This is a genomic window from Ruminococcus sp. FC2018, from assembly GCF_000621805.1.
Lineage (GTDB): Bacteria > Bacillota > Clostridia > Oscillospirales > Ruminococcaceae > Hominimerdicola.
On the sequence record NZ_JHXH01000009.1, the window covers coordinates 45111 to 68226 of the forward strand.

Consider the following 23116-nt stretch of genomic DNA (forward strand, 5'->3'; position numbering starts at 1 on the left):
TTGCGTTAAATCACGCAATATATTATGTATACAGCTTAACTGCATATACACATTTTATTGTAAACACAGCAAATAAAAAAGTCAAGACATAGTAAACATACGCCTTGACTTTTCAGCATTTTAAACAATTTTACACTGTTTATACAGTCACATTACACATACCGGGCTTTTACCACGGCTTAAAGAATCTTGCATTTGGCCAGGCAATGCAAAGCTGCATGGATTCAAACCAGGCTGCAACCGATGCGCCCACATATCCAGGGGTATAGAAGTACACCGCACCGTTGGTGTTATCCTCTCCTGCAAGAGCCCTCTTGCAGCAGTTTATGGTGCTCTGGTTGGGCACTTTGTACTTGTTGTAATAGTTGCTTATGGATGTAAACTGGTTGGAAGCTGTAAGTACAGCCTTTATGGAGTTTGCATAGCTGAATTTAGGAGATTTTACTCTGTTGATGATAACGTTTGCCACAGCTATCTTGTAGGCCTCGGGGCAGTTGCCTACCTCTGCCTGGACCACATAGCACATCATGTCGAAGTCTTCCTGAGTGTACTTTATGGTGGAGGAGTTATATACCGTCTTTGGTGCAGGCGTGGTAGTGGTCACGGCTGCTCTTCTGGTGGTAGTTACAGGCTTAGCAGTTGTCTGTTTTGTAGTTGTAGCAACCGGCTTTGCAGTTGTGGTTGCAGCAGCGGTAGTTGTGGTAGTTGTAGTGGTGGTAGTTGTGGTCGTAGTGGTCGTAGTCTGCTTTGCCGAAGCTACCTCGTATTCACCGATACCTGCTTTTCTCCAGCTGACAAATGTGCTGATAGTATATGTATCCTTGTCACCGCCCGCAGTTGCAGTTGTTGCACCGGTCTGTGACTGAGAGCTTTGCTGTGTCACATTCTGATCGTCAGAGGTCTTTATGTCGCTGCCGGAAAATGCAAAATAGCTTGCAGCTCCTATTGTAAGTGCCAGCGCAGCTGCCATTGTTACAAGAAAGCTTACTCTGTTTTTCTTTACCGAGGGCTTAGTGCTGCCCTTATCGTTGGTTTTCATTTTTTATCACAATACCTTTCCGGCGGTATGGACCCGCCTGTGTATATCAAAACACCTTCCCGGTGGCTTGTTCGCCTGTCAGAAATCCCAGCCCTTGTATACTTTCTTGTTGCCGAACTTGTTTGTCCATACAGCAGGGAAGTAGATGTCTTTTTCGGGTTTTGCCTTGTATGAAGATGTGATAGCGTTCAGATCGTCGTTTGCAGTAAGCTTTTTGCCGACTATGACCCACCTTACTCCGAAGCATTCGTTTGAGCAGGTTGAAAGTGTGATATACTCATCCTTGTCTGTGCAGTTTATGTCTGATGAGTACCAGGAACGCTTTTTCACATTTTCTATCCAGTCCTTGAAATTGGTCCCCTTGTCGGTGAAATCTCTCACTGTCCAGTAGTTAAATATCGTACCGTTGTCGGAAGCGGGGGTTATGTTTGATATAAAGCATCCCACAACAGCATATTTCTGGTTGGTACCGTCATAGATGCTGTTGAACTGTATCACCGGGTTGTTTTTGAGGAAGTCCACACCCTGTTTGTACTCGTGAAGGTGAGTGAATGCGGTTCCCATGTAGCCCATATGGTGACCGTAGATAGTAATGTTTCCGGACTGTTTGTCCTTTTCAATGGTGCAGCCGTAATCGGCGAACAGTGTGCCGGAAATGCTGTACTTCCTGTCAAGGTTAATGTAAAGATATTCGCTGTTGTCCTTGCCCTTGACTACAGGGGCATTTATGTAAAGGTTTCCCTTGCTGTCCTTGTGGGAAGGGATACTGAGCCAGCCTACAACGTCCTTGTTCTTTTCCACAAGCTTCTTTCCCCAGTCCTGGAGCTCTCTCACCGCAGGCTGCGGCTGAGGTGCAGCGGGCTGCTGAGGCTGTGCCTGACTGGAACTGTCGTCCTTTGCCGCAGCAGGCATATCATTCAGCTGCGGGGCATAGGACATTATCTCCTGCTGATAGTTTTCCTCTTTGCCTTTGTCTTTGAGAAAAAGACCCAGCTGTACCACAGAGACAATGAAAACCACCACAGAGAACAGAAATACTACCTTTCTGATAACATCGTCTCTGCTGTCGCCCTTTTTGGGGATAAAATAATCCCTTGCACGTTTAAAAACGTTTTTTGTTTCTGTTTCAGCCATTGCTTTTATCCTAATCCTGAACTTGTGCAAAGCTCAAATACCATTTCCAGAGCCAGCTGTGAGGATATCCTTCTTACTGTCTCTCTGTCAGGATCTTTAACAAGCTCATACACTTTAAGGTCTCTGACTAATTCTTTGTCCGCCAAGCGAACACTTACATACACCGTGCCGGCAGGCTTATCACCCACGCCGCCGGGACCTGCGATGCCGGTAACGCCCACAGCCGCCTGTGTCCCGAACAGCTTTTGTGCTCCCAGGCTCATTTCGCTTGCCACCTGTGGGGAATAAACGGTATACATTTCAAGGGTCTGTTTTTTCACACCCAGGGTCTTTTGCTTTATCTGTTCGCTGTAAGTGCATATACCTCCGGGGAATATATCCGATGCACCTGCCACGGAGGTTATCATCTGACTTATCATTCCTCCGGTGCAGCTTTCTGCCGTGGATATAGTTATACCCTTATCTATAAGATATTTTACAACATCCTCCCAAGGGGTGTCAATAGTTTTCGTAACCGATTTGTCATATTTACGAATTTCCACAGTTGATTGCCCTCCATTTCTTCGGTTTTGCACATAAAAAACCGGTATTTTTTAAACTCAATATTAAAATAAGTATATTTTAAACAATAAGCACCGAGTTTGTTTTACATATCTTGTTACGGAATTGTAATAAATTCCGGGCGCAAGCTTCCCCGGGGCAACTGTACACAAACGCAAAAATCGACGTAAAACCACATGTTTCCTTTGACGTCTGTATGGGGATGTGATATATGATTTGTGCCAACTGTCCAAAAAACTGTATAAATAATTAAAAAACGGTAACAGCACATAGGTACTGCCACCGTTTTTGTGTTGCCTCAGTCAAGCTTTATCATTTTGCAGGTAGTCTGCCCGACAGCCTTTTGTATAAGCTCTTCCCAGTCCACCCGAGCCTGCGCAGCTTCCACAGCTCCAAGCTCCGGACGTGTTTTTGGGTGCTTTGGAGTAAACACGGTACAGCAGTCCTCGTAAGGGAGTATTGAAGTCTCAAAAGTATCTATTTTGCGTGAAATGTCTATTATCTCGGTCTTGTCAAGACCAACGCATGGTCTGAACACAGGGATCCTGCAAACGGCATCGGTGCACACCATGGCATACATAGTCTGGCTTGCCACCTGCCCCAGGCTTTCTCCTGTAATAAGAGCCTGACAGCCCTCTCTTGCGGCGATACGCTGGGCGATCTCCATCATCAGGCGGCGCATAAGGATCGTGAAAAGCTCCTCGGGGCATTTGTCACGCAAGGTCTCCTGTATCTCGGTGAAGGGTACGCAGTAAAAAGCAATATCTCCGCAGTATTCCGTCATTTTCTTGGCGAGCTTTTCCACCTTTTGCTTTGCTCTTTCCGAGGTGTAGGGCGGTGCCTCAAAATGGATAGCATCTATGACCGCACCTCGCTTTGACATCATATATCCTGCCACAGGGGAGTCGATACCTCCGGAAAGCAGCAGCATTGCCTTACCGCTTGACCCCACAGGTATACCTCCTGCACCGTCAAGCTTTCCTGCATGGATAAAAGCGTATTTTTCACGTACCTCCACAGTAACGGTCACATCAGGCTTGTGAACGTCAACGCTCAGGTGAGGGAATGTTTCCAGAAGCTTCCCGCCCAGCTCGTTGCAAATGTCGGGGCTTTTGAAGGGGAATTTCTTGTCGCTTCGCTTTGCATCGACCTTGAAAGTCCTTGCAGCTTCCATATCCTCACGTATGTATTCTATTGAGTCGTTGAGTATGGCATCCATGGTTTTTTCCACCACGCAGCAGCGGCAGAGCTTGATAATGCCAAATATCTTTGAGAGCCTGTCCACCACCTCATCCACGTCGATATTCTCGTCAACGGGTTCAACGTAAACGGTGGACTGTGCCCTTGTAATATTTATCTCACCGAATTTTTTAAGTCTGCGGCGAATGCTTTTCATCATCATTGATTCAAAGGTACTTTTGTTAAGTCCTTTGAGGGCGATCTCGCCGTATTTGCAAAGTATTATCTCTTTCATCTTCATTTATCCTTTCCTTACTCGCTTTTGCCGCAATAATACCTTGCCGGCGAACAGTGTGAATATCCTATTTCATCCTGGCAAGTCTGCCCTGCGCCCGGGTTATGGCTTCAAGCAGAGCGTCTATGTCATCGTTTGTGGTCCGGTTGGAAAAGCTTATGCGAAGCACGCTGTCCGAAAGCTTTTCGGGTACCCTGAATTCCTTTATAACCGAGCTTTTCTTGCCCTTTGAGCAGGCAGAACCGCTGGAAACATAGATTCCATTTTCCTCAAGAAAATGAAGCAGTACCTCGGACTTCAGTCCCTCCACGGCAATACTGGTTATGTATGGGGAGCCGCTTGCGAAATTAACGGTGACACCGCCTGTTTCGCTGCATTTTTCTATAAGGTAGTTCTGAAGAGCTTTGGCATTCTTATAGTTCTGCTCCACCTTGCCGCAAAGAGCCGCTACCGCCGCACCGAAGCCGCATATCAACGGCACACATTCTGTTCCCGAGCGAAAATTGTTTTCCTGTCCGCCGCCAAGCAGCAGCCCGGGGATATGCACACCGCTTTTAACGTAAAGTGCGCCTATGCCTTTGGGAGCATAGACCTTGTGACCGCTGAGGGATATCATATCTGCGCTGAGCTTCTTGACTGTGAAAGGCAGCTTCATAAAGCCCTGTACGCAGTCGCAGTGAGTAAGCACCTGCGGATACTTTTTCTTTATCATTGAGAACGCTTCGCCCACATCAAAAACCGCACCTGTTTCGTTGTTTACAAGCATCATGCTCACAAGGAAAGTATCCTCGTTTACAGCATCAAGCACAGCTTTCGGGCTGATCTGTCCGTTTTCGTCCGGCGAGAGCCTTATGACTTCGCAGCCCAGCTGTTCAAGCTTGTTTATAGGCACAGCAACGCTGGGGTGCTCCACCGTGGTCGTGACCACACGGTGCTTGCGTTTGCCCTGATAGGCATAGGCTCCGAAAATAGCGGTGTTGCTGCTTTCGGTGGCACAGGAGGTGAAGAATATCTCCTTTTCCTGTGCTCCAATGGCACCGGCAATTATCTCACGCTGTTTATCCACCAGATTTTCCGCCTCAAGTCCCAGTCTGTGCAGACTTGACGGATTGCCGAAGTGTTCAAGTCCGTTCATTACCGCATCCACAGCTTCTTTGCATGGCTTTGTTGTGGCTGCATTATCAAGATATATCACCAAGGTCATTCCTTTCATTTTGTACATATTTAGTTTATTATACCACAATCGCAGCATTTTTTCAACCTCGGCGCAGGCGGCATTGCTTTTTTTACATTTTATTTATATAACCTGCGTCGTTTTTTCAAAAACAGTGGGATAAAACCGATAATACTGCACATTATTATGATGAACGGAGGAATGAAAATGAAATGCAAACGCAGATGTCTAATCAGGATATTCACCTTTGGAATCTTTGCTCTTACGGCACTTATCGCCCGCAATTTTATTCTTATGGACGAGGCACGCAGGAACACTTTGGTGCTCAACGCTTCTTATTCAAGCGCACTTGAACAGCTGGCAGATGCCTGTCAGAATATAAGCGAGACGCTTGAAAAAGAGCTTTACGCAGGCTCTGGAGAAACTCACAAGGACCTTTCCGTAAAGCTTTATCAGCAGGCAAGTGCGGCAAAGGCGGCACTTTCTCAGCTGCCTATGGGAAGGGCGCAGACAAACAACACCTACAAGTTTCTTTCCCAGGTAGGAAACTACTCGCTTGCAGTGGGCAAAAAGCTGGAAAAGGACACGGGGATTTCCGACAAGGACTATGAAAATATATCAAAGCTATACGATTTTTCCAAAAAGCTTGCTCAGAACATATGGGAGCTTGAAAGCTCTCTGAGCGCAGGAGAGATAGACTTCAGCGATGCACAGATAGACACTGAGGGAGTACCTGAGGTGACCGACGGATTTGCCGATTTTGAACAGGACTTTAAAGACTATCCCAGCCTTATCTATGACGGACCGTTTTCGGACAATATCATGGAGAAAAAGCCGAAGATGACACAGGGTGCGGCGCAGGTTTCCCGGAAAAAGGCTCTGGAAAAGTGCTGTATGGCTTTAAATATTTCCGCCAACGACCTTGAGGACGTAAGCGAGGTAGGGGGAAATATGCCTGCAATAAGGTTTTCAAACAAGGACAACACCGTTTGCAGCGAGGTCACGAAAAACGGGGGATATCTTTCCTACTTTCTCAAGAGCAGGATAGTGAAAGAGGAAAAAATGTCCAAGGAGCAGGCTCTGGAAACAGGAGAGAAGTATCTTGACTATCTGGGTATTGTGTCCATGAAAACAACCTACTATGATATCCACAACGGGATAATGACAATAAATTTTGCATACGACGACCTGGGTACCTGTGTTTACACCGACCTTGTCAAGGTGTCGGTCGCTCTTGACAACGGCGAGATTCTTGGCTATGACGCAAGAGGTTTTCTTGTGAACCACACAAAGAGGAATTACCCCAAGAAGCTGTTTTCAAAGCTTCGTGCACAGGAAAGGGTATCTCCGAAGCTGACTGTGCAAAGCAGCCGTCTGGCGGTCATACCCACGGATAATCTTGAGGAAAAGCTTTGCTATGAGTTTAAGTGCAAGGCGAAAAACGGCAGGAACGTGCTGGTGTATTTTGACGCACAGACCGGAGAAGAACAGCAGATACTTCTGCTTGTGGAAAGTCCGTCGGGAACACTGACGGTATAATAAAAAAGGAGAGGATAGTATGGATCTTAAAGACTCACAGACCAGGGTAAACCTTATGAGGGCTTACGCCGGGGAATCTCAGGCAAGGAACAGATATTCCTTTGCACAGAAAAAACTGATCGAACAAAAGCAGTTTGTTGCGGCAGACCTGTTCAGGTGGACAGCGGATCAGGAAAAAGAGCACGCACGTATCTTCTATGAGCACCTGCAAAAGGGCGGCGTTGAGGAGACGGAGATACAGGCGGCTTTCCCTGTTGACAAGGACAGCTGTGACATGGTATGTCTGTTTCAGAGCGCAGCAGAGCACGAGTTCAAGGAAAATGAGCAGATATACCCGGAGTTTGCAAGAATTGCCCGTGAGGAAGGCTTTTCACAGATAGCACAGGACTTTGAAAACATTGCCTCTATCGAGAAAAGCCACGGTGAACGCTTCAGGCGTTTTGCACAGCTCCAGAGCGAGGACAGGCTTTATTCCTCCGATGAGTCTGTGATTTGGGTATGCACCAACTGCGGGTATATCCTTGAAGGCACACAAGTTCCTCAGAATTGCCCTGTGTGCCATGGCGAGCAGGGCTATTATATCCGTCTGGACATGGCGGACTGGGGCTTGTATAAATAAATGTTTGTGCTCTCAGAAGGGGGCAAAAACAAAGGCTTCCCCCCTTTTTTGGGAGAAAGCCTTTACATATTCAGTATTTATACTCGCTGTCGCCGATAAACTCACGGATAAGAGACCGTGGCGGAATATTGTCAAGGGTTATGGCTCCTATCTGGGTAAGCGCCTGGGTGATAGGGCTGAACCGTTCGTACTTGCTGTCCTGAGCGATAGCGTTTTTCAGCTTGCCAAGGATAAAGCTTTTGTATGCAGGCACCTCATAGGGGATAAATGAATCCACAGAGTATTCCGCAAGATTTTTAAATGGCATGATATATTTTACCTCGCCTGCCTCAACGCTGTCGAACATATCAAGGGTGGCAGTTATTTCTCTGCCCCGGAAAAGAATATCTCTGATAATACGGCGCATAAGGCGTATATACGCCGGGTCAAGCAATCTGTCGTCTTCACCTTTGACGTCATACTGGAGCCTTGTTCTGACGCTGACATACATTTTGTGAGAATATCCTGTTATCTCGCCCACAATGGACGGGTTAAGGGCATGAGTACCTTCAAATATGAATATCTCGTCCTTTTCACGCTTCAGCTTTGGTCCCCAATGTCTTGACTGGTCGGGGAAGTTGAATATGGGCAATGTTATCTCCTTGCCGTTAAAAAGGTCGGTGAGCTGGCTTACAAAAAGCTCCTTATCCACATGGGCAGGGGATTCAAGGTCTACCTTTCCGTTTTCGTCAACGGGGAAACGTTCCTTTGGCACAAAGTAATTGTCAAGGGAGATATTGTAGGTTATTATCCCACGCTCAAGGAGTATCTCCCGTATTTTCAGAGCTGTGGTGGTCTTGCCCGAGCCGGAAGGACCTGCAAGCAGGAGAATGGGTCGGGAATCCTTTGAGTTCTCTATGTTGTCCGCAATGGCGGTAAGCCGCTGGGTATAGTTGTTGTCGCTTTCTGCGATAAACTTTTTTTCGTCCTGCAAAATGCGGTGGTTAAGTGCATTTACATGGATTACCTTCATAAAAGACAAGCTCCTTTCGGTTGCTTTTTAATCCTCCCACTTGGAGCAGAGGTTGTTGAGAGTATCTGTCATTTTAGCAAGCTCCTTGTTGGTAAGCCCGGAGCTTCTGTTGACAAGGGCGGTAAGGCGTTCCAGAGAAGCCACAAGCCGCTGGTATCCGGGTGAGAAGCCCTTTGACTTTTTCTCAACGGGTATCGGAGCTGCGTTGGTGAACTCGCCGGTAAGAATGTTGAGCACACCGCCGCTGTACGGTGCGTACGCTTCAAGTCCGAAGTCTTTTTTCAGGTGGGCGGTGAATTCGTCCGCAACAGACGCCTCAGAGTGATTAACAAACACCTTCTTCACGCCCTTTACGCTGCTTATCCAGCCGTTGAGACCGTCCACGTCAGCGTGTCCGCTTATGCCTGCAAGGACAAGTATCTGTGCCTTTACGGATATCTCCTCGCCGAACAGCTTTACAGTCTTTGCCCCCTCCACAAGGCTTCTGCCCAGGGTGTTCAGAGCCTGATAGCCCACAAAAAGCACCGTGTTCTCAGGCTTCCACAGGTTGTGTTTCAGGTGGTGCTTTATGCGCCCGGCCTCACACATTCCGCTGGCGGAGATTATGATCTTGGGCGTGTTGTCAAAGTTGATAGCACGGGATTCGTCGCTTGTGGTAGCAAGGTTAAGGTCATCAAAGGTTATGGGATTGATGCCCCGGTTAACAAAGCTCATAGCCTCCTCGTCGAAGCAGGAATCCTTGTTTTCTATAAATATCCGTGTTGCCTCTATGGCAAGGGGAGAGTCTACATAAACGGGAAAGCCTGCATGATTCCTGACCAGCCCCTGAGCTTTTATCTGTCTTAAAAAGTACAGAAGCTCCTGGGTCCTGCCTACTGCGAAAGAGGGTATGACTACGTTTCCGCCACGGTCAAAGGTGGTCTGAATTATCTGGGCGAATGCCTGAACATAATCCTTTGGCGGGTCATGCCGTCTGTTGCCGTAGGTGGCTTCCATTATAACATAATCAGCTGTGTCTACATACTGCGGGTCACGGATAAGGGGCTGCTTATGGTTGCCGATATCACCGGAGAACAACAGTTTTCTTGTCTGGTCCTCCTCTGTGAGCCACAGCTCAATGCTGGAAGAACCAAGCAGGTGCCCTGCGTCGGTATATCTTACCTTTATGCCGGGGCAAATATCTATCTGCTCGTCATAGTCATGGGGCACAAAGCAGGCTATTGCACCCTCGGCATCAGCCATGGTGTAAAGAGGCTCAACGTCACCGCCGCCTTTACGTCTGCCCTTCCTTGAACGCCACTCTGCTTCAAACTCCTGAATATGCGCCGAGTCACGCAGCATTATCGAGCAAAGGTTTGCGGTGGCTTTTGTGGAGTGTATCTGCCCTGAAAAACCGCCTGCATAAAGCAGCGGCAGCAGTCCGGAATGGTCGATATGAGCATGGGTGAGCAGCACAAAGTCTATGCTTGATGGAGGGCAGGGTACTTTTTCGTTCTCAAAATAGTTTATGCCCTGTTCCATGCCGAAGTCCACAAGAAATTTTTTGCCGCAGGCTTCGATATAAGTACAGCTTCCGGTGACTTCATGGGCAGCACCTAAAAAAACAAGTTTCATAAAAGCATTTCGCCTCGATTCTGAATAATATTATATTTCTAAGTACATTGTATCACATATCATTTTGATTTTCAAGCATTTTGCACAATTTTATTGTATATCAGATCTGAAAAATGTGCAAATCAATAGCCGCAGATGTTACTCTGCGGCTTGTTGTAGTTACATATGTTGGTATATCAGAGCATTATTTTTCTGTAAAGCTCTTTGAGCTCCTCAACGCTGGTATCTCTGGGGTTGCCGGGACGGCAGGCATCTGCGTAAGCATCTGCTGCGAGAGTATCAAGGTCTTCCTCCTTGACTTTCTCGTTCTTTTCCGGTATACCAACGTCCTTTGAAAGCTGCTTGACAGCGTCAACGGCTGCTTTTCTGTACTCCTGGGCGGTCATGCTGTCAACGCCCTGCACGCCCATAGCCCTTGCTATCTCCCGGTACTTTTCCCCTGTGTACTCCTGGTTGTATTCCATAACGATAGGAAGCATCATTGCGCAGGCAACACCGTGTGCAGTGTCATAATGTGCTCCAAGGGTATGAGCGATAGAGTGAGCTATGCCAAGACCCACGTTTGAAAAGCCCATTCCTGCAACGTACTGTGCAAGAGCCATACCTTCACGGTTCTCAGGAATATTATCCACAGCACCTCTGAGATTTTTTGCTATAAGGCGTATTGCCTCAAGGTGGAACATATCTGTCATTTCCCAGGCAGCTTTTGTGGTATAGCCCTCGATAGCATGAGTCAGAGCGTCCATACCTGTTGCGGCAGTCAGTCCCTTTGGCATTGATGACATCATATCCGGGTCAACTATTGCCACCTCGGGGATATCGTGCTCGTCAACGCAGACGAACTTTCTTTCCTTCTCGGTATCAGTGATAACGTAGTTTATGGTTACCTCTGCGGCTGTACCTGCGGTGGTGGGGACTGCTATTGTGGGAACGGCATGGTTCTTAGTAGGTGCGACCCCTTCAAGGGAACGTACATCTGAAAATTCTGGATTGGTGATTATTATACCGATAGCCTTTGCGGTGTCCATTGAAGAACCGCCGCCGATGGTGATGATAGAATCTGCGCCGCAAGCCTTGAAGGCCTCAACGCCCTCCTTTACGTTCTCAATGGTGGGGTTTGGCTTGATGCCCGAGTAGACGGTGTAAGCAATACCCTCCTTATCCAGAAGATCTGTTACTTTAGCAGTTACACCGAACTTTATCAGATCCGGGTCGGAGCACACGAAAATGTGCTTGAAGCCCTTGGTTTTTGCAATGGCAGGTATTTGTGCAATCGCTCCTTTGCCATGGTGGGAAACGGTGTTGAGAATGATTCTGTTTGACATAATAGTGACCTCCTTGATATATAGATTATGGGTAAGAAATCAAATATTATTCGTCGCTGTTTTGTGCGAACTGGCTTTCATGCCTTGTAAAGAAGTCGGTTCTCGGAGGCAGGAACTTTAGCTTGTGGTTCTCGCCCGTAAAGTAAGATACCGGCTCAAAAATATGCTCCCAGCTCCAGAAGCTGTCGTCCACGCCCAGATATTCCTGTATTTTCTGTGTTCCGAAAGGTGCCATCGGGTGCAGCAGTATTGCGGCAATCCTTATTACATAGAATATATCCGCAAGCACCTGCGAAAGCTCCTCTTTGGTCTGCTCCTCGGACTTGAGAGCCTTTGCCATATACTTGCTTGCGTTTCTGATATAGCTGTCAAGCACATAGGTACACTGGTGGAAAGCAAAGCGTGACATATGGCGTTCGTAGTCAAGCACTGCTTTTTTGCCCTCGGCAAGTATCTTTTCGCTGGGCGTATTTGTCGGCAGTATCCCGTCAAGCTCTTTCTGTGCGGTATAGAAAGCGGTCCTTATTATTCTGTTATAAACATTTGAAAGCAAAAGTCCGTCCTTTACCACAGGGTCCTGCTCGTCGGGCTTTGCATCGGGATTGAACGGCTTTGGCATAAAGCTTACCGAGCGCTGTCCCAGTCCCAGTCCCAGCCAGTGCATTCTAAGCTGTTCGGGGGTGTAGTAATTCAGAAGCTCGTCAGCCATAGGAGGCTTTACTGCGCCTGAGCTTGAGGCTTTTTTGTCAAGGAAAAGAATGTGGTGGTTTGCCACGATAACAGGCATCTGAAGCTCTCCGTCAGGGACATCTGCGGTCTTTTGCTCTGCCTTTTGCTGTGCCATCCACATAGCAGGCTCGGCGATGCCGTAGAAATAGATGTTATCCTGACCTATGAACTGGAACACTGATGCGTCCTTTGAGCACCAGTAATCCTTCCACTCGCTTTTATCCCTGCCCTGTGATTCAAGGTAGGTCTGGGTAAAGGATATAGGTGCCCACAGAGATTCCGGCCACACCCAGACGGTGAGGTCCTCCCCGTCAGGCTCAAATTTCGGAGCGGGAACGCCCCAATCGATATTGCCTGTAAGTCTGAAAGGTACCAGCTTTTTGCCTGTGCGGTATCTTATGCCGTTTGCGGTGAGCACTCTGCAAGCCTTCTCGCAGTCTGCAAGGGCAGTGAATGCAATGGTGAAAGAGGGCTTCTTCGGCTCCTCGATATACTCATGCTTTGGCAGCTCGCTTTGTATCTGTTTGTATTTTTCTTCAAATTCCCGCTTTACATAAATAACAGGCGGTTTAAGGAACTCGGATATAGTTTTCCACACAACCGGACGGATATCCTTGCGTTTCTGCATTTTCTCCACCCAGTCCTGCAGCAGCTTTTCATAGTCGGTGAGCTTGAAATACCAGTTTGTCACCGGTTTCATAGTTGGTTTTTCCCCTGTAAGGGTGCTTACCGGGTCAACAAGATTTTCCGGCATATACTGGTGCCCCATATCGCACTCGTCTGCGTAGCCCTTTTCGGAGGTGCAGCCGTCAACAGGGCATTTGCCTACGACCTGTCTGCCGTTGAGGAACACCCCTGCTTTTTCGTCGAAAAACTGCATGGTAGATATCTTTTCAAGCTGTCCTTTTTCGTAGAGTGAGCTGAGAAATTTTTTTGTAAACTCTGCGTGTATCTCCTTGCTGCGGTCAAGACCTGAAGCGGCGAACAGATTTGGTTTTATGGCGTATTTTTCAAGGGTATCAGCCTGCTTGTTGTGGTTGCTCCGTACAAAGTCCTCAAGGCTGCCCTCAAACTCGCCCTTTTCCACCTTCTGTCTCCAGCCCTCTGCGATAGGTGAGCCGTAGCAGTCGGTACCTGTAACGAAGATGACATTTTCGCTGCCTATCCTGTCACGGAGAAACCTTGCATAGGTATCTGCAAACACCAGCATTCCGCCAACGTGACCAAAATGGAGCTCTTTGTTACCATAAGGCATACCACCGGTTATCACCGCTCTTTTGGGGAATTCCGGGCGTGGTATCTCAAAATTGCGCTTTTCTTTATTCTTTTCTTCCATTATACTACTTCTTCCTTTTCCTTATCCTTTTCAGATTCACAGCTGGGCTGCTCATCCACAGGTGCAGCCGGTGCGAATTTCTTTTTGTATACCGTGGTGCAGATAATTGCAGAGATAATGCCAAGTGCCGCACCAACAAGTACATCTGTGGGGTAGTGAACACCCACATGGAGCCTTGAATATCCCATGAACAGCGACACGCAAAGTGCGGGTATTCCGAACTTTTTGGGCATCATAAGTAAAATAACGATCAAACAACCGAAGGTGGAAGCGGAATGACCCGAGGGGAACGACGGGCTATCCATTTTCCCCACAAGGGAGCTCAGCCCTTCAATCATTTCGTAGGGTCTTGTTCTGACAAAAATATGTTTAAGAACAAATGCTCCGCCGTATGCGATGAACAATGAAGCCGCACACACAAAACCTGTGCGCCTTGTTTTTGGTATTATTACCAGCAGCAGTATCACCGCTATGGCAAGCTCACCGTGATTGCCTATATAGCCCATGAACTTACACATGGGGTCAAGCACGGCGTTTCTCAGATGATCCTGTATCCACAGCAGTACATCACCTTCCCAGCTCATTTTAAACACCTCGCTTTGAAACAGGGACTATCTTCCAGATGTTCTGTGCGTAGTCCCTTATAGTCCTGTCGGATGAGAATTTTCCTGCGCTGCACATATTCAGCCAGCATTTTCTTGCAAATGCCAGTTTGTCCTTGTAATCGCTGTTGCATCTGAGCTTTGCAGCCACATAGCTTTCAAGGTCGCCCACAACGTAGTAGTGATCGGGAACGTGCCAGCTTGCACCATCGGTGAGAGCCTTGTAAAGCTCCTTGAAGCTGCCCTCCTGATCCGAGGGGACACCACCGTCGTCAAAGTTTGAATCTATCAGCTTCTCAAGCACACGACCGATCTTTTCGTTTTCAAATACCAGCTTTCTGGGGTCGTAGTCCGGCATTATATCCGCAAGCTCCTCAACTCGTGCACCGAAGATATAGTTGTTCTCCTCGCCGGCCTCCTGCACTATCTCGACATTTGCCCCGTCGTAGGTGCCAAGGGTAACAGCACCGTTGAGCATCAGCTTCATATTGCCTGTGCCGCTTGCTTCGGTGCCTGCGGTGGAGATCTGCTCCGAAACGTCAGCTGCGCACACCAGTTTTTCGGCGGCGGAAACGTTATAGTTCTGCACAAATACCACCTTGAGCAGGTCTTTTGTCTGCTCGTCGGAGTTCACCATTTTTCCTATCTCGCCCAGCAGCTTTATTATTGCCTTTGCACGCCTGTAACCGGGTGCGGATTTGGCACCGAAGATAAAGGTGGTGGGTGTAAAGTCCCTGATGCTTCCGTCCTTGATGCCATAGTAGATATAGATTATGGACAGTGCGTTGAGCAGCTGCCTTTTGTATTCATGCAGTCTTTTTATCTGGATATCGAAAATGGTATCCGGATTTATTTCGATGCCGTCATTTTGCTTTATGAAATCAGCAAGCTGCTGTTTTTTGGTCTTTTTGATACGGATAAACTCACCCAGCACATTTTCATCATCTGCATACTTTGCAAGCTCCTTGAGTCTGTCAAGGTCGGTTATCCAGCCGCTGTCACCCAGAAGCCGTGTGATAAGGGCGGAAAGCTCCTTGTTGCAAAGTGCGAGCCAGCGTCTTTGGGTAATGCCGTTGGTCTTGTTCTGGAACCTTTCGGGGTAAAGCTCATACCATTTTTTCAGGGCATCTTTTTTCAGTATCTCGGTGTGTATCTCCGCAACGCCGTTTATATACGATGAAACGTAGATAGCCATATAAGCCATATTGACTCTTCCCCCGGCAACAGGCTGTATTGCGGCGATATCCTTTTTATCCATGCCTTTTGAATACATATCCCTTATGAACCTTTCGTTTATCATAAGGATATAGGTGTAAACCTTGGGGATAACGCTTTCCACCAGGGAGCAGTCCCACTTTTCAAGTGCCTCTGCCATGATCGTATGGTTGGTATAATTGAATATCTTGTGCGCTTTTTCAAAAGCCGTTTCAAAGTCATAACCCTCACATACCAGCTGTCTTATTAGTTCGGGTATAGCGATGACCGGGTGGGTATCGTTGAGCTGTATGGTAAGGTACTTTTCAAGCTCATCAAGGCTGCCAAAGCGTGCCTTGTGCTTACGTATCGCATCTGCAACAGAGGCAGCGGAGAAGAAATACTCCTGTCTGAGTCGGAGCTTTTTGCCCTCGCTTGTATTATCGTTGGGGTAAAGCACCCGTGAGATATCCTCGGCTGCATTTTTTTTCGCCTGTGCACCGGTATAGTCGCCGTCGTTGAACTTATTAAAGTCAAAGTCGTCTACCGCTTCTGCCTGCCACAGCCGCAGATTACCTACGTTGTCCGTGCCGTATCCGATGATAGGCATATCGTATGGAACAGCTCTTACAGTCATATCTGCATATTGAATGTTCACAGCGTCCTGCTGGCATCTTACAGACCAGGGATCGCCGTATTTTGTCCAGTTATCCGCCTCTTCCTTCTGGAAGCCGTCAACTATCTTCTGTTTGAAAAGACCGTATTTGTATCTTATTCCGTAACCGTCAAGGGGCAGGTCAAGTGTGGCGGCGGAATCAAGAAAGCATGCAGCGAGCCTGCCCAGACCGCCGTTGCCCAGGGCTGCGTCTTCGATAGTCTCCAGCTCGCCAAGGCTCCTGCCGTGCTGTTTGAGAACATCCTCCACATCCTCGTATACCCCTGCACACATCAGGTTGTTGTGAACGGCACGTCCCATAAGAAATTCCATTGAAAGGTACATGGCACGTCTGCCCGAAAGGTGTTTTTCAAGGCTTTGGGCGTGATTTGGTGAAATATGCTCCATCACAGCTGAGCTTACACATTCGTGGAGCTGCCAGTCAAGGGCGTTTTCCACGGTGGTGTTGTACTTGCTGCGAAGCTGGCTTTCAAGAGCCTTTGCAAATATGCTTTTATCCATTATATCAATCCTTATCCTTAGTTTTATCTTTGGTTTTCTTTTTATCCTTATCCTTGACCTGTTTTTCGCTGTCGGAAGGCTTTTCGGATAACTCTTCTCCTTCAGGTGAGCTTTCCTCTGCCCGGGCAGGCTCATCATCCGGGCATCTGCCATAAAGCACCGTAAGCTCACGCAGCCTGGTCAGAAGGCTGTCGGTGATGACATCAAGGCTCTGTATGCGCCACTGCCAGTTGCCTCCAAGAGTAGAGGGCGTGTTCATTCTTGCCTTATTGTCAAGCCCCAGCAGATCCTGCATCTGTGTGATCGCCGTGTCGCTGACGCTTGCCCAGCAGAGCTTTATCATTGCCCATGGCACATCGGCTTGTTTTGTGACCCCAAGGTACTGCATACAATGCTTTGCGGTCTTTTTGTCTGCATTCCTGATCCAGCCGAGTATAGTCTCGTTGTCATGGGTGCCTGTGTAGCAAACACTGTTTGAACCCTGGAAATTGTGGGGGAGATATACGTTGTCTGCACCGCTTCCGAAGGCAAACTCCAGCACCTTCATGCCGGGATAGCCGCTGGCATCAAGCATTTTTGTGACTTTTTTTGTGAGAAAGCCCAGATCCTCTGCGATTATGTCCACGTTGCCAAGCTGCTTGCCCACAGCCTTGAAAAGAGCCATGTCCGGACCCTTGCGCCACCGTCCCTTTCTGGCATTCTTTGCGCCGTAGGGGATACAGTAATAGCTTTCAAATCCACGGAAGTGGTCTATCCTTATGGTGTCGTACATTTTAGATGCGGCTTTGATACGCTCTATCCACCATCTGAATTTCTTTTTCTCTATATAGTCCCAGCGGTAAAGGGGATTGCCCCACAGCTGACCATCCTGGGAAAAGACATCCGGCGGGCAGCCTGCCACCTCGATGGGCTTTTTGTCCTTGTCAAGATAGAAAAGCTCCGGCTGTTCCCACACCTCAACGCTGTCATAAGCAACGTAGATAGGGATATCGCCGATTATCCGTATGCCCTTTGAGTTGGCATACTTTTTGAGCTTTTCCCACTGCTGATAGTATTTATACTGGACAAAGCACCAGAAATCTATTTCGTTGGCATATTTTTTTATTGCCGAGCCGATAGCCTTCTGCTTGCGCATACGAAGACCGTCTTCCCACTCGTACCAGCCCTTTCCGCCGTTTGCGTCCTTCAGAGCCATGAAAAGTCCGTAGGAGTAGATCCAGTCAAGGTTGGAGATAACAAACTTGCTGAAGCCCTTTTCTGTTTTTTTGCGGAAACGCTTGTGAGCCTTTTTGAGCACCTTGAAGGTGTTTTCGTAAACAGCTGAATAATCAACGCTGGTGCTGTCGCTGCCCCAGTTTATCCCCTCAAGGTCCTCCTTTTCCAGGTAGCCCTCCTGGCAAAGAGTATCAAAGTCGATGAAATATGGGTTGCCCGCATGGATAGAGAAGCTCTGATACGGGGAATCTCCGTAGCTTGTGGGTGAAACGGGAAGTATCTGCCAGCAGCTTTGCTTTGCCTTTGCAAGCAGGTCCACAAAGTCGTATGCCTGCTTTCCCATTTTGCCGATACCGTATTCTCCCGGAAGGGAGGATATGTGCATAAGTACACCGCTTGAACGCATATTGGTATTCTCCTTTCGATAAAAGATCACAGTTTAGAACAATTATACTACTTTTTTTCTGTTTTGGCAATAGCAAGCCGGAGAATTTTTCTTTTTATGATGGTATATTTCTATTGACAAACGGGTATTTGTTGTGTAGAATTATAGTGTAAGATGTCGGGGATGTCCCCGGCTTGTTTTTAACTAATGAAAAGGTTGATGTATAAATGGATCTTGCAGGGCGGACCTGGCTGGCAATGACTATTTGCATAGTTCTGACCTTGCTTCTGGGCTTTTTCACGGCGTGTGAAAGTGCAGCGGTGGAGATAACGGAAGTAAGGCTCAGAAAGCTGCTTGCGGACAACAACAAAAAAGCAAGGCTGCTTACAAAGCTCCTTGAAAGTCCGGGGCGGTTTGTCTCTGCCAATGTTATCTCTCGTTCTTTCATGCTTGCAGCTGTTTCGGCTGTGAGCACCTATTATTTCTATCCCCTTTGCAAGGGAGCGTTTTTGCGCTGGCTTTATATTGACACGGCGCATGGAGCGGGATATTACGGGGTCTGCTGTCTTAGCTTTGCTGTGGCGGTGCTTGGTACGGTGCTGGTGGTAACGATAGCAGCGGTAAGCATACCAAGAAGGCTCTGTGCCTGCGGCAGGATCGGGGAGAGGTTCTTCCTTGCCGTCAGCGGAGTGTACAGCGTCTGGATGAGCCTGTTCATGCCTCTGGTGTGGCTGGTGGAGCTTGTATCAAAGGGCGTTTTAAGAATATTCGGCGTTAAAAGCGGCGCAGATACAGAAGCTGTCACCGAAGAGGAGATACTGATGATGGTGGATGCCGTCAACGAAACAGGCGGTATCGAGGAAAGTCAGGCGGAAATGATAAGCAATATTTTTCAGTTTGACGACATAGAGGTGGGAGAGGCTATGACCCACCGCACCGAGATCGTGGGCGTGGAGCAGGACGAGGATATCCGCCGGGCGATAGAGCTGGCTATCCGTGAGGGCAAATCAAGACTTCCGGTCTATTCTCAGAACATGGATAATATCTGTGGTGTTATCTATGTCAAGGACCTGCTTAGTCTGGCACTTGAAAATGACGGCGAATTCCACAGCGCAAAGGAATATATGCGGGAAATCCGGTTTGTTCCCGAAAGCAATAAATGCGGTGAGCTTTTTGAGGAGTTCACCAAGTCAAAGACACAGATAGCTGTTGTTGTGGATGAATACGGAGGAACAGCAGGCATTGTTACAATGGAGGACCTGCTGGAAACTATCGTGGGAAATATCCAGGACGAGTATGACGACGAGGAAGAGGAAATACAGAAGCATTCAAACGTTATATTCGATTTTTCCGGCACGGCGGATTTTACCGATGCCATGGAGGCACTGGGAAAAGAGGCGCCTGAGGATACGGATTTTGATACCATAGGCGGATTTGTTGTAGATATCCTCGGTCATATACCCGAGCAGGGTGAACGGGCTGTCGTAAACTGGGAAAACATTGAGTTTACCGTGCTCTCGGCTGAGGACAATAAAATCGAAAAAGTAAGAGCCGTCATAAAGGATAAGGATAATGTCTGATATGATGCGGTGATAGCGGAGGAGCAGTTATGGCTGTAAAGAAAAAAAACAGAATACTTGTACTTGCCATGACTGCGGTGGTGACAGCTTTTCTCGCCGGCGGAGCGTATGCGGGAACTAACCGTTACGACGAGGTCTATAAGGACGTAAAAATGTATTTCAGCTCGGCAGATACCGACGAGGTGTTCTATAACCAGGCTACACGTACCACCATCAATTATGAGGTGGAGGAAAAGTCGGAGAACAAGACCGAGAAAACACCGCCCCCGGTCACTAAAGAGGAGTTTGACAGCATAAACGATGCCTATGTGTCCCGATACTTCCTGGACTTTCTGGATGACAGCGAGCAAAAGGCTTATCATCAGCTTTACAAGGGCATATATGACTTTAAAAAAAGTATTCCCATTGAAAACAATGTCCTCAAGCAGAGCGATGTGGGAGATTTTATAGTCCTTTTCACCTCCTCAAATCCTTATGTGAATTACATCGGCGCAAACTATACCATCTCTCTGAATAAAAAAGGCTACGTTACGGCTGTGAACGTTGAGTATTCCCTCACCAAGGAGGAGGCGGACAGCCAGCGCAGGGAGCTTGACAGAAAGATAGAAAGCATCATTTCGGGCATTACACCGGGAATGTCCGATTACGACAAGGTCAAGTACCTCCACGACTATATCGTTACCCATTGTACCTACGACGATAAGTGCCCCCAGCCATATTCGGCATACGGGTGCCTTATCCAGGGCAGATGCGTGTGCGAGGGCTATGCCAAGGCTATGCTGGCGCTTTGTGACAAGGCTGGCATCAAAGCTATTCCCGTGGTGGGTAAGGCAGCAGAGACCGGTGACGGTCAGGGACATATCTGGAACAAGATATCAATATCCGATAAGTGGTATAACTTCGATGTTACCTGGGATGACCCCACGGGTGAAATGGGCGAAAAGTATATAAGATACGACTATTTCGGACTTACAGACAAGCAGATAGAGCGAAACCATACTCCCGATAACAACAAATATATGTCATATCCTTCGGCAGAAAGCAGCCAGGCAAATTACTTTGAGATAAACGGACTTGTATGCGACGACGGCAGGGAAGCCGGAGAAATAATGGAAAAAGCGATAATGCTGGCAATAGAGACCAGGGAAGGTTTTGCAAGGATAAGGTGTACCGATAAGGACGCCTATACCCATGCCCTTGAAACTCTTTTTGAGGCAGAAAACGGCACAACAGGGACCTTTACCGTGCTTAACAATTACCTGGAGAGCCGCAGGATGAAAAAAGTGGTAAGCTATTCCATTATCAACAACGATGAGGCGTACACCATAACGGTAAAATTTGACGTTAGTGCGCAAAGTGAGGAAAAAATCTAAAAAACTGTTGAATTTTAGATAATACTGTGTTATAATAATGTTTGTGCAGAAATTATTGCGAGAGAACCTTTTTGCAGTAATATAGAAAAAGAGAATAAATCATTTATATTACAAACAAGGTGCAGTTTTGCTCCCGGAAAGGATGGAACGTATGAGTTCAAAAACAAAGAAAAACGGCAAAAAGTCAAAAGCGGCAAGGAATGTGCTTATATTCTTTATCGTGTTCATACTCCTTGAGATGGCACTGGTGGTCAGTCTGACCATGGTGTTCAGAAATAAGGACGCTACACCAAGACTTGCAGGATATAACTTCTATATAATGAGGACCGATAAAATGGGGACCAGTGTACCAAAGGGCGCACTCGTTGTAGCATCTGACGGCACCCCCAGCAAGGACAGCATAAGCAAGGCTCTGCTTTGCAAGAATGTTCCTACGGTGGGAACAAGCGTGTTCCGTCTGTACTCCATTGAGTCCAAGGAAGGTCAGGAAGGTCTTGTATACAAAGTATATCAGGAATCCGACTATGACGAGAAGGAAAAGAAGATAAATACCCTTTATACCATCAGTTCTTCCAATATAATCGGTATCGCAAACACTTACTACGAAACAGCCGGAAAGCTTATTGCGTTTGTAACCTCCACCGTGGGCATCATTCTTTGTGTGGCTGTTCCTATATTCCTTCTTGTGATTATCGAGCTTATTATTTTCATCGTAAGGCGTTCGTCCTCGAAGTATGATGATGAATATGACGATGAATACTACGATGATGAGTACTATGATGACGACGAGTATTATGACGATGACGAGTACTATGACGATGACGGGTACGACGACGGATATGACGATGAAAACGGCGGCGCACATTCCGATGCTCCGCAGGTACAGCCAAACAAGAAGAACGATGTAAAGCTTGATGATTTCCTGTTCGGCGGCGAAAAGGAAACAGAAAGGATCGCGGCTAAGCACCACGGTGCTGTGGAAGATGATATCCAGCAAATGAAGACTGCTGAAAAAGCTGTTGAGGATACGGCACAGGAAAGCCCGAAGACGGAGATCGACAGTTCCTATTATGAAAAGGCTGCAAAGCTTATTGACGGCGACCAGGGGGCTGCAAAGACGGAGCCTGCAAAGCCTGCTGTTAAGCAGACTGCACAGCCGGCTAAGACCGCTGTACAGCCACAGCGCAGACACAGAGCAAAGGTCAATGATAACAGCTCTATTGAGGATCTGATGAAGCTTATGGATGCTGAGCAGAAAAAGCTCAAGAGCAAGAGCCAGGAATAATAATTGCAGAAAAGCCCCGATAATACGGGGCTTTTTTATGTCTGAGGATATTTTGAAAAAATAATTGAAAAAGTGCTTGACAAATGCGTTTTGTTGTAGTATAATATCAATGTTGCTGAAAAAGCAATAGAGAAAATGGGGGTATAGCTCAGCTGGGAGAGCATCTGCCTTACAAGCAGAGGGTCACAGGTTCGATCCCTGTTGTCCCCACCATAATGAGAAATGCGGAGGTCATCGACCTACGATGGCTTTCGCAGGACTCTTTATATATCGCTCTTCAAATGTCGGCGCTCGGCACGGCAGGTTGAAGATATTTTTTTCGATGGCCGGGTAGTTCAGCTGGTTAGAACGCTAGCCTGTCACGCTAGAGGTCGTGGGTTCGAGCCCCATTCCGGTCGCCACTCTTTTTTAAGAGATTTGCCTCTGTAGCTCAGTAGGTAGAGCAGGGGACTGAAAATCCCCGTGTCGATGGTTCGATTCCGTCCGGAGGCATTCAATTTAATATGCGGCTTTAGCTCATCTGGTAGAGCGCCACCTTGCCAAGGTGGAGGTAGCGAGTTCGAGCCTCGTAAGCCGCTTATGCGGGCTTAGTTCAACGTTAGAATACCTTTCTTCCTGAAAGGAGAAGTGAGTTTAATTCTTACAACCCGCTCCATAAGTATGACCGTCACTCATATGGGTGACGGTCTTTTTTGCATTTTAGGTGTTTTGCTGCACAAAAAAGCTGTACCCTTTTTCAAGAGTACAGC

Annotated in this window: 17 protein-coding genes and 5 tRNA genes; 10 read left to right on the forward strand and 12 right to left on the reverse strand. The window is 47.5% G+C overall.

The features are described 5' to 3' along the window. Positions 1-169 precede the first annotated feature (169 nt). The 5 genes from T494_RS13855 to T494_RS0107505 form a co-directional block, all read right to left on the reverse strand. Positions 170-1039: a cell wall hydrolase gene (locus tag T494_RS13855; protein WP_051540210.1), complete on the reverse strand. Its 870-nt coding sequence runs from the start codon at positions 1037-1039 to the stop codon at positions 170-172. A gap of 78 nt (positions 1040-1117) precedes the next feature. Then, positions 1118-2173: a class B sortase gene (locus T494_RS0107490; protein ID WP_028505765.1), complete on the reverse strand. Its 1056-nt coding sequence runs from the start codon at positions 2171-2173 to the stop codon at positions 1118-1120. 5 nt (positions 2174-2178) lie between these two features. Continuing rightward, complete coding sequence (locus tag T494_RS0107495) at positions 2179-2715, reverse strand: CinA family protein (protein ID WP_028505766.1); 537 nt, start codon at positions 2713-2715, stop codon at positions 2179-2181. 317 nt (positions 2716-3032) lie between these two features. Continuing rightward, on the reverse strand, positions 3033-4208 hold the full coding sequence (gene thiI / locus T494_RS0107500) for a tRNA uracil 4-sulfurtransferase ThiI (RefSeq protein WP_028505767.1): 1176 nt from the start codon (positions 4206-4208) through the stop codon (positions 3033-3035). A 67-nt stretch (positions 4209-4275) separates the two neighbouring features. Next, complete coding sequence (locus T494_RS0107505; RefSeq protein WP_242836411.1) at positions 4276-5430, reverse strand: cysteine desulfurase family protein; 1155 nt, start codon at positions 5428-5430, stop codon at positions 4276-4278. Between the two features lie 159 nt (positions 5431-5589). On the opposite strand from T494_RS0107505, the gene T494_RS0107510 reads away from it, so the two are divergent. Further along, on the forward strand, positions 5590-6921 hold the full coding sequence (locus T494_RS0107510) for a PepSY1/2 domain-containing protein (RefSeq protein WP_028505769.1): 1332 nt from the start codon (positions 5590-5592) through the stop codon (positions 6919-6921). A gap of 19 nt (positions 6922-6940) precedes the next feature. Beyond that, positions 6941-7540: a ferritin family protein gene (locus T494_RS0107515; protein ID WP_028505770.1), complete on the forward strand. Its 600-nt coding sequence runs from the start codon at positions 6941-6943 to the stop codon at positions 7538-7540. Positions 7541-7610: 70 nt separating this feature from the next. Here T494_RS0107515 and T494_RS0107520 read toward each other — a convergent pair whose 3' ends face one another. From T494_RS0107520 to malQ, 7 genes are all read right to left on the reverse strand, one after another. Beyond that, positions 7611-8552: a nucleoside kinase gene (locus T494_RS0107520; protein WP_028505771.1), complete on the reverse strand. Its 942-nt coding sequence runs from the start codon at positions 8550-8552 to the stop codon at positions 7611-7613. A 27-nt stretch (positions 8553-8579) separates the two neighbouring features. Then, on the reverse strand, positions 8580-10166 hold the full coding sequence (locus T494_RS0107525) for an MBL fold metallo-hydrolase (protein WP_028505772.1): 1587 nt from the start codon (positions 10164-10166) through the stop codon (positions 8580-8582). A gap of 176 nt (positions 10167-10342) precedes the next feature. After that, entirely contained in the window at positions 10343-11491 is a 1149-nt protein-coding gene (gene fucO, locus T494_RS0107530; protein ID WP_028505773.1) for a lactaldehyde reductase, read from the reverse strand. Positions 11492-11537: 46 nt separating this feature from the next. Beyond that, positions 11538-13556 (reverse strand): class I tRNA ligase family protein, encoded by a 2019-nt coding sequence (locus tag T494_RS0107535; protein ID WP_028505774.1) that lies wholly within the window; start codon positions 13554-13556, stop codon positions 11538-11540. Next, complete coding sequence (locus T494_RS12645; protein ID WP_051540212.1) at positions 13556-14140, reverse strand: phosphatase PAP2 family protein; 585 nt, start codon at positions 14138-14140, stop codon at positions 13556-13558. The genes T494_RS0107535 and T494_RS12645 overlap by 1 nt, the downstream gene beginning before the upstream one ends. Before the next feature lies 1 nt (position 14141). After that, on the reverse strand, positions 14142-16529 hold the full coding sequence (locus T494_RS0107545) for a glycogen/starch/alpha-glucan phosphorylase (RefSeq protein WP_028505775.1): 2388 nt from the start codon (positions 16527-16529) through the stop codon (positions 14142-14144). 4 nt (positions 16530-16533) lie between these two features. Next, on the reverse strand, positions 16534-18150 hold the full coding sequence (gene malQ / locus T494_RS12650; RefSeq protein ID WP_051540214.1) for a 4-alpha-glucanotransferase: 1617 nt from the start codon (positions 18148-18150) through the stop codon (positions 16534-16536). A gap of 206 nt (positions 18151-18356) precedes the next feature. Between malQ and T494_RS0107555 the strand changes: the two genes are divergently transcribed. The 8 genes from T494_RS0107555 to T494_RS13860 all read left to right on the forward strand — a co-directional run bounded on the left by T494_RS0107555 (position 18357) and on the right by T494_RS13860 (position 23022). Next, positions 18357-19709, forward strand: a complete 1353-nt coding sequence (locus T494_RS0107555) for a hemolysin family protein (RefSeq protein ID WP_028505776.1) — start codon at positions 18357-18359, stop codon at positions 19707-19709. A gap of 29 nt (positions 19710-19738) precedes the next feature. Next, positions 19739-21082, forward strand: a complete 1344-nt coding sequence (locus tag T494_RS0107560; protein WP_028505777.1) for a transglutaminase domain-containing protein — start codon at positions 19739-19741, stop codon at positions 21080-21082. A 151-nt stretch (positions 21083-21233) separates the two neighbouring features. Beyond that, on the forward strand, positions 21234-22367 hold the full coding sequence (locus T494_RS0107565) for a hypothetical protein (protein ID WP_028505778.1): 1134 nt from the start codon (positions 21234-21236) through the stop codon (positions 22365-22367). Positions 22368-22504: 137 nt separating this feature from the next. Beyond that, positions 22505-22580 (forward strand) — tRNA-Val (locus T494_RS0107570). Between the two features lie 111 nt (positions 22581-22691). Continuing rightward, a tRNA-Asp gene (locus T494_RS0107575) sits at positions 22692-22768 on the forward strand. Positions 22769-22786: 18 nt separating this feature from the next. Further along, positions 22787-22859 (forward strand) — tRNA-Phe (locus tag T494_RS0107580). Positions 22860-22872: 13 nt separating this feature from the next. Beyond that, positions 22873-22945 (forward strand) — tRNA-Gly (locus tag T494_RS0107585). Between the two features lie 3 nt (positions 22946-22948). Further along, a tRNA-Gly gene (locus T494_RS13860) sits at positions 22949-23022 on the forward strand. Positions 23023-23116 lie beyond the last annotated feature (94 nt).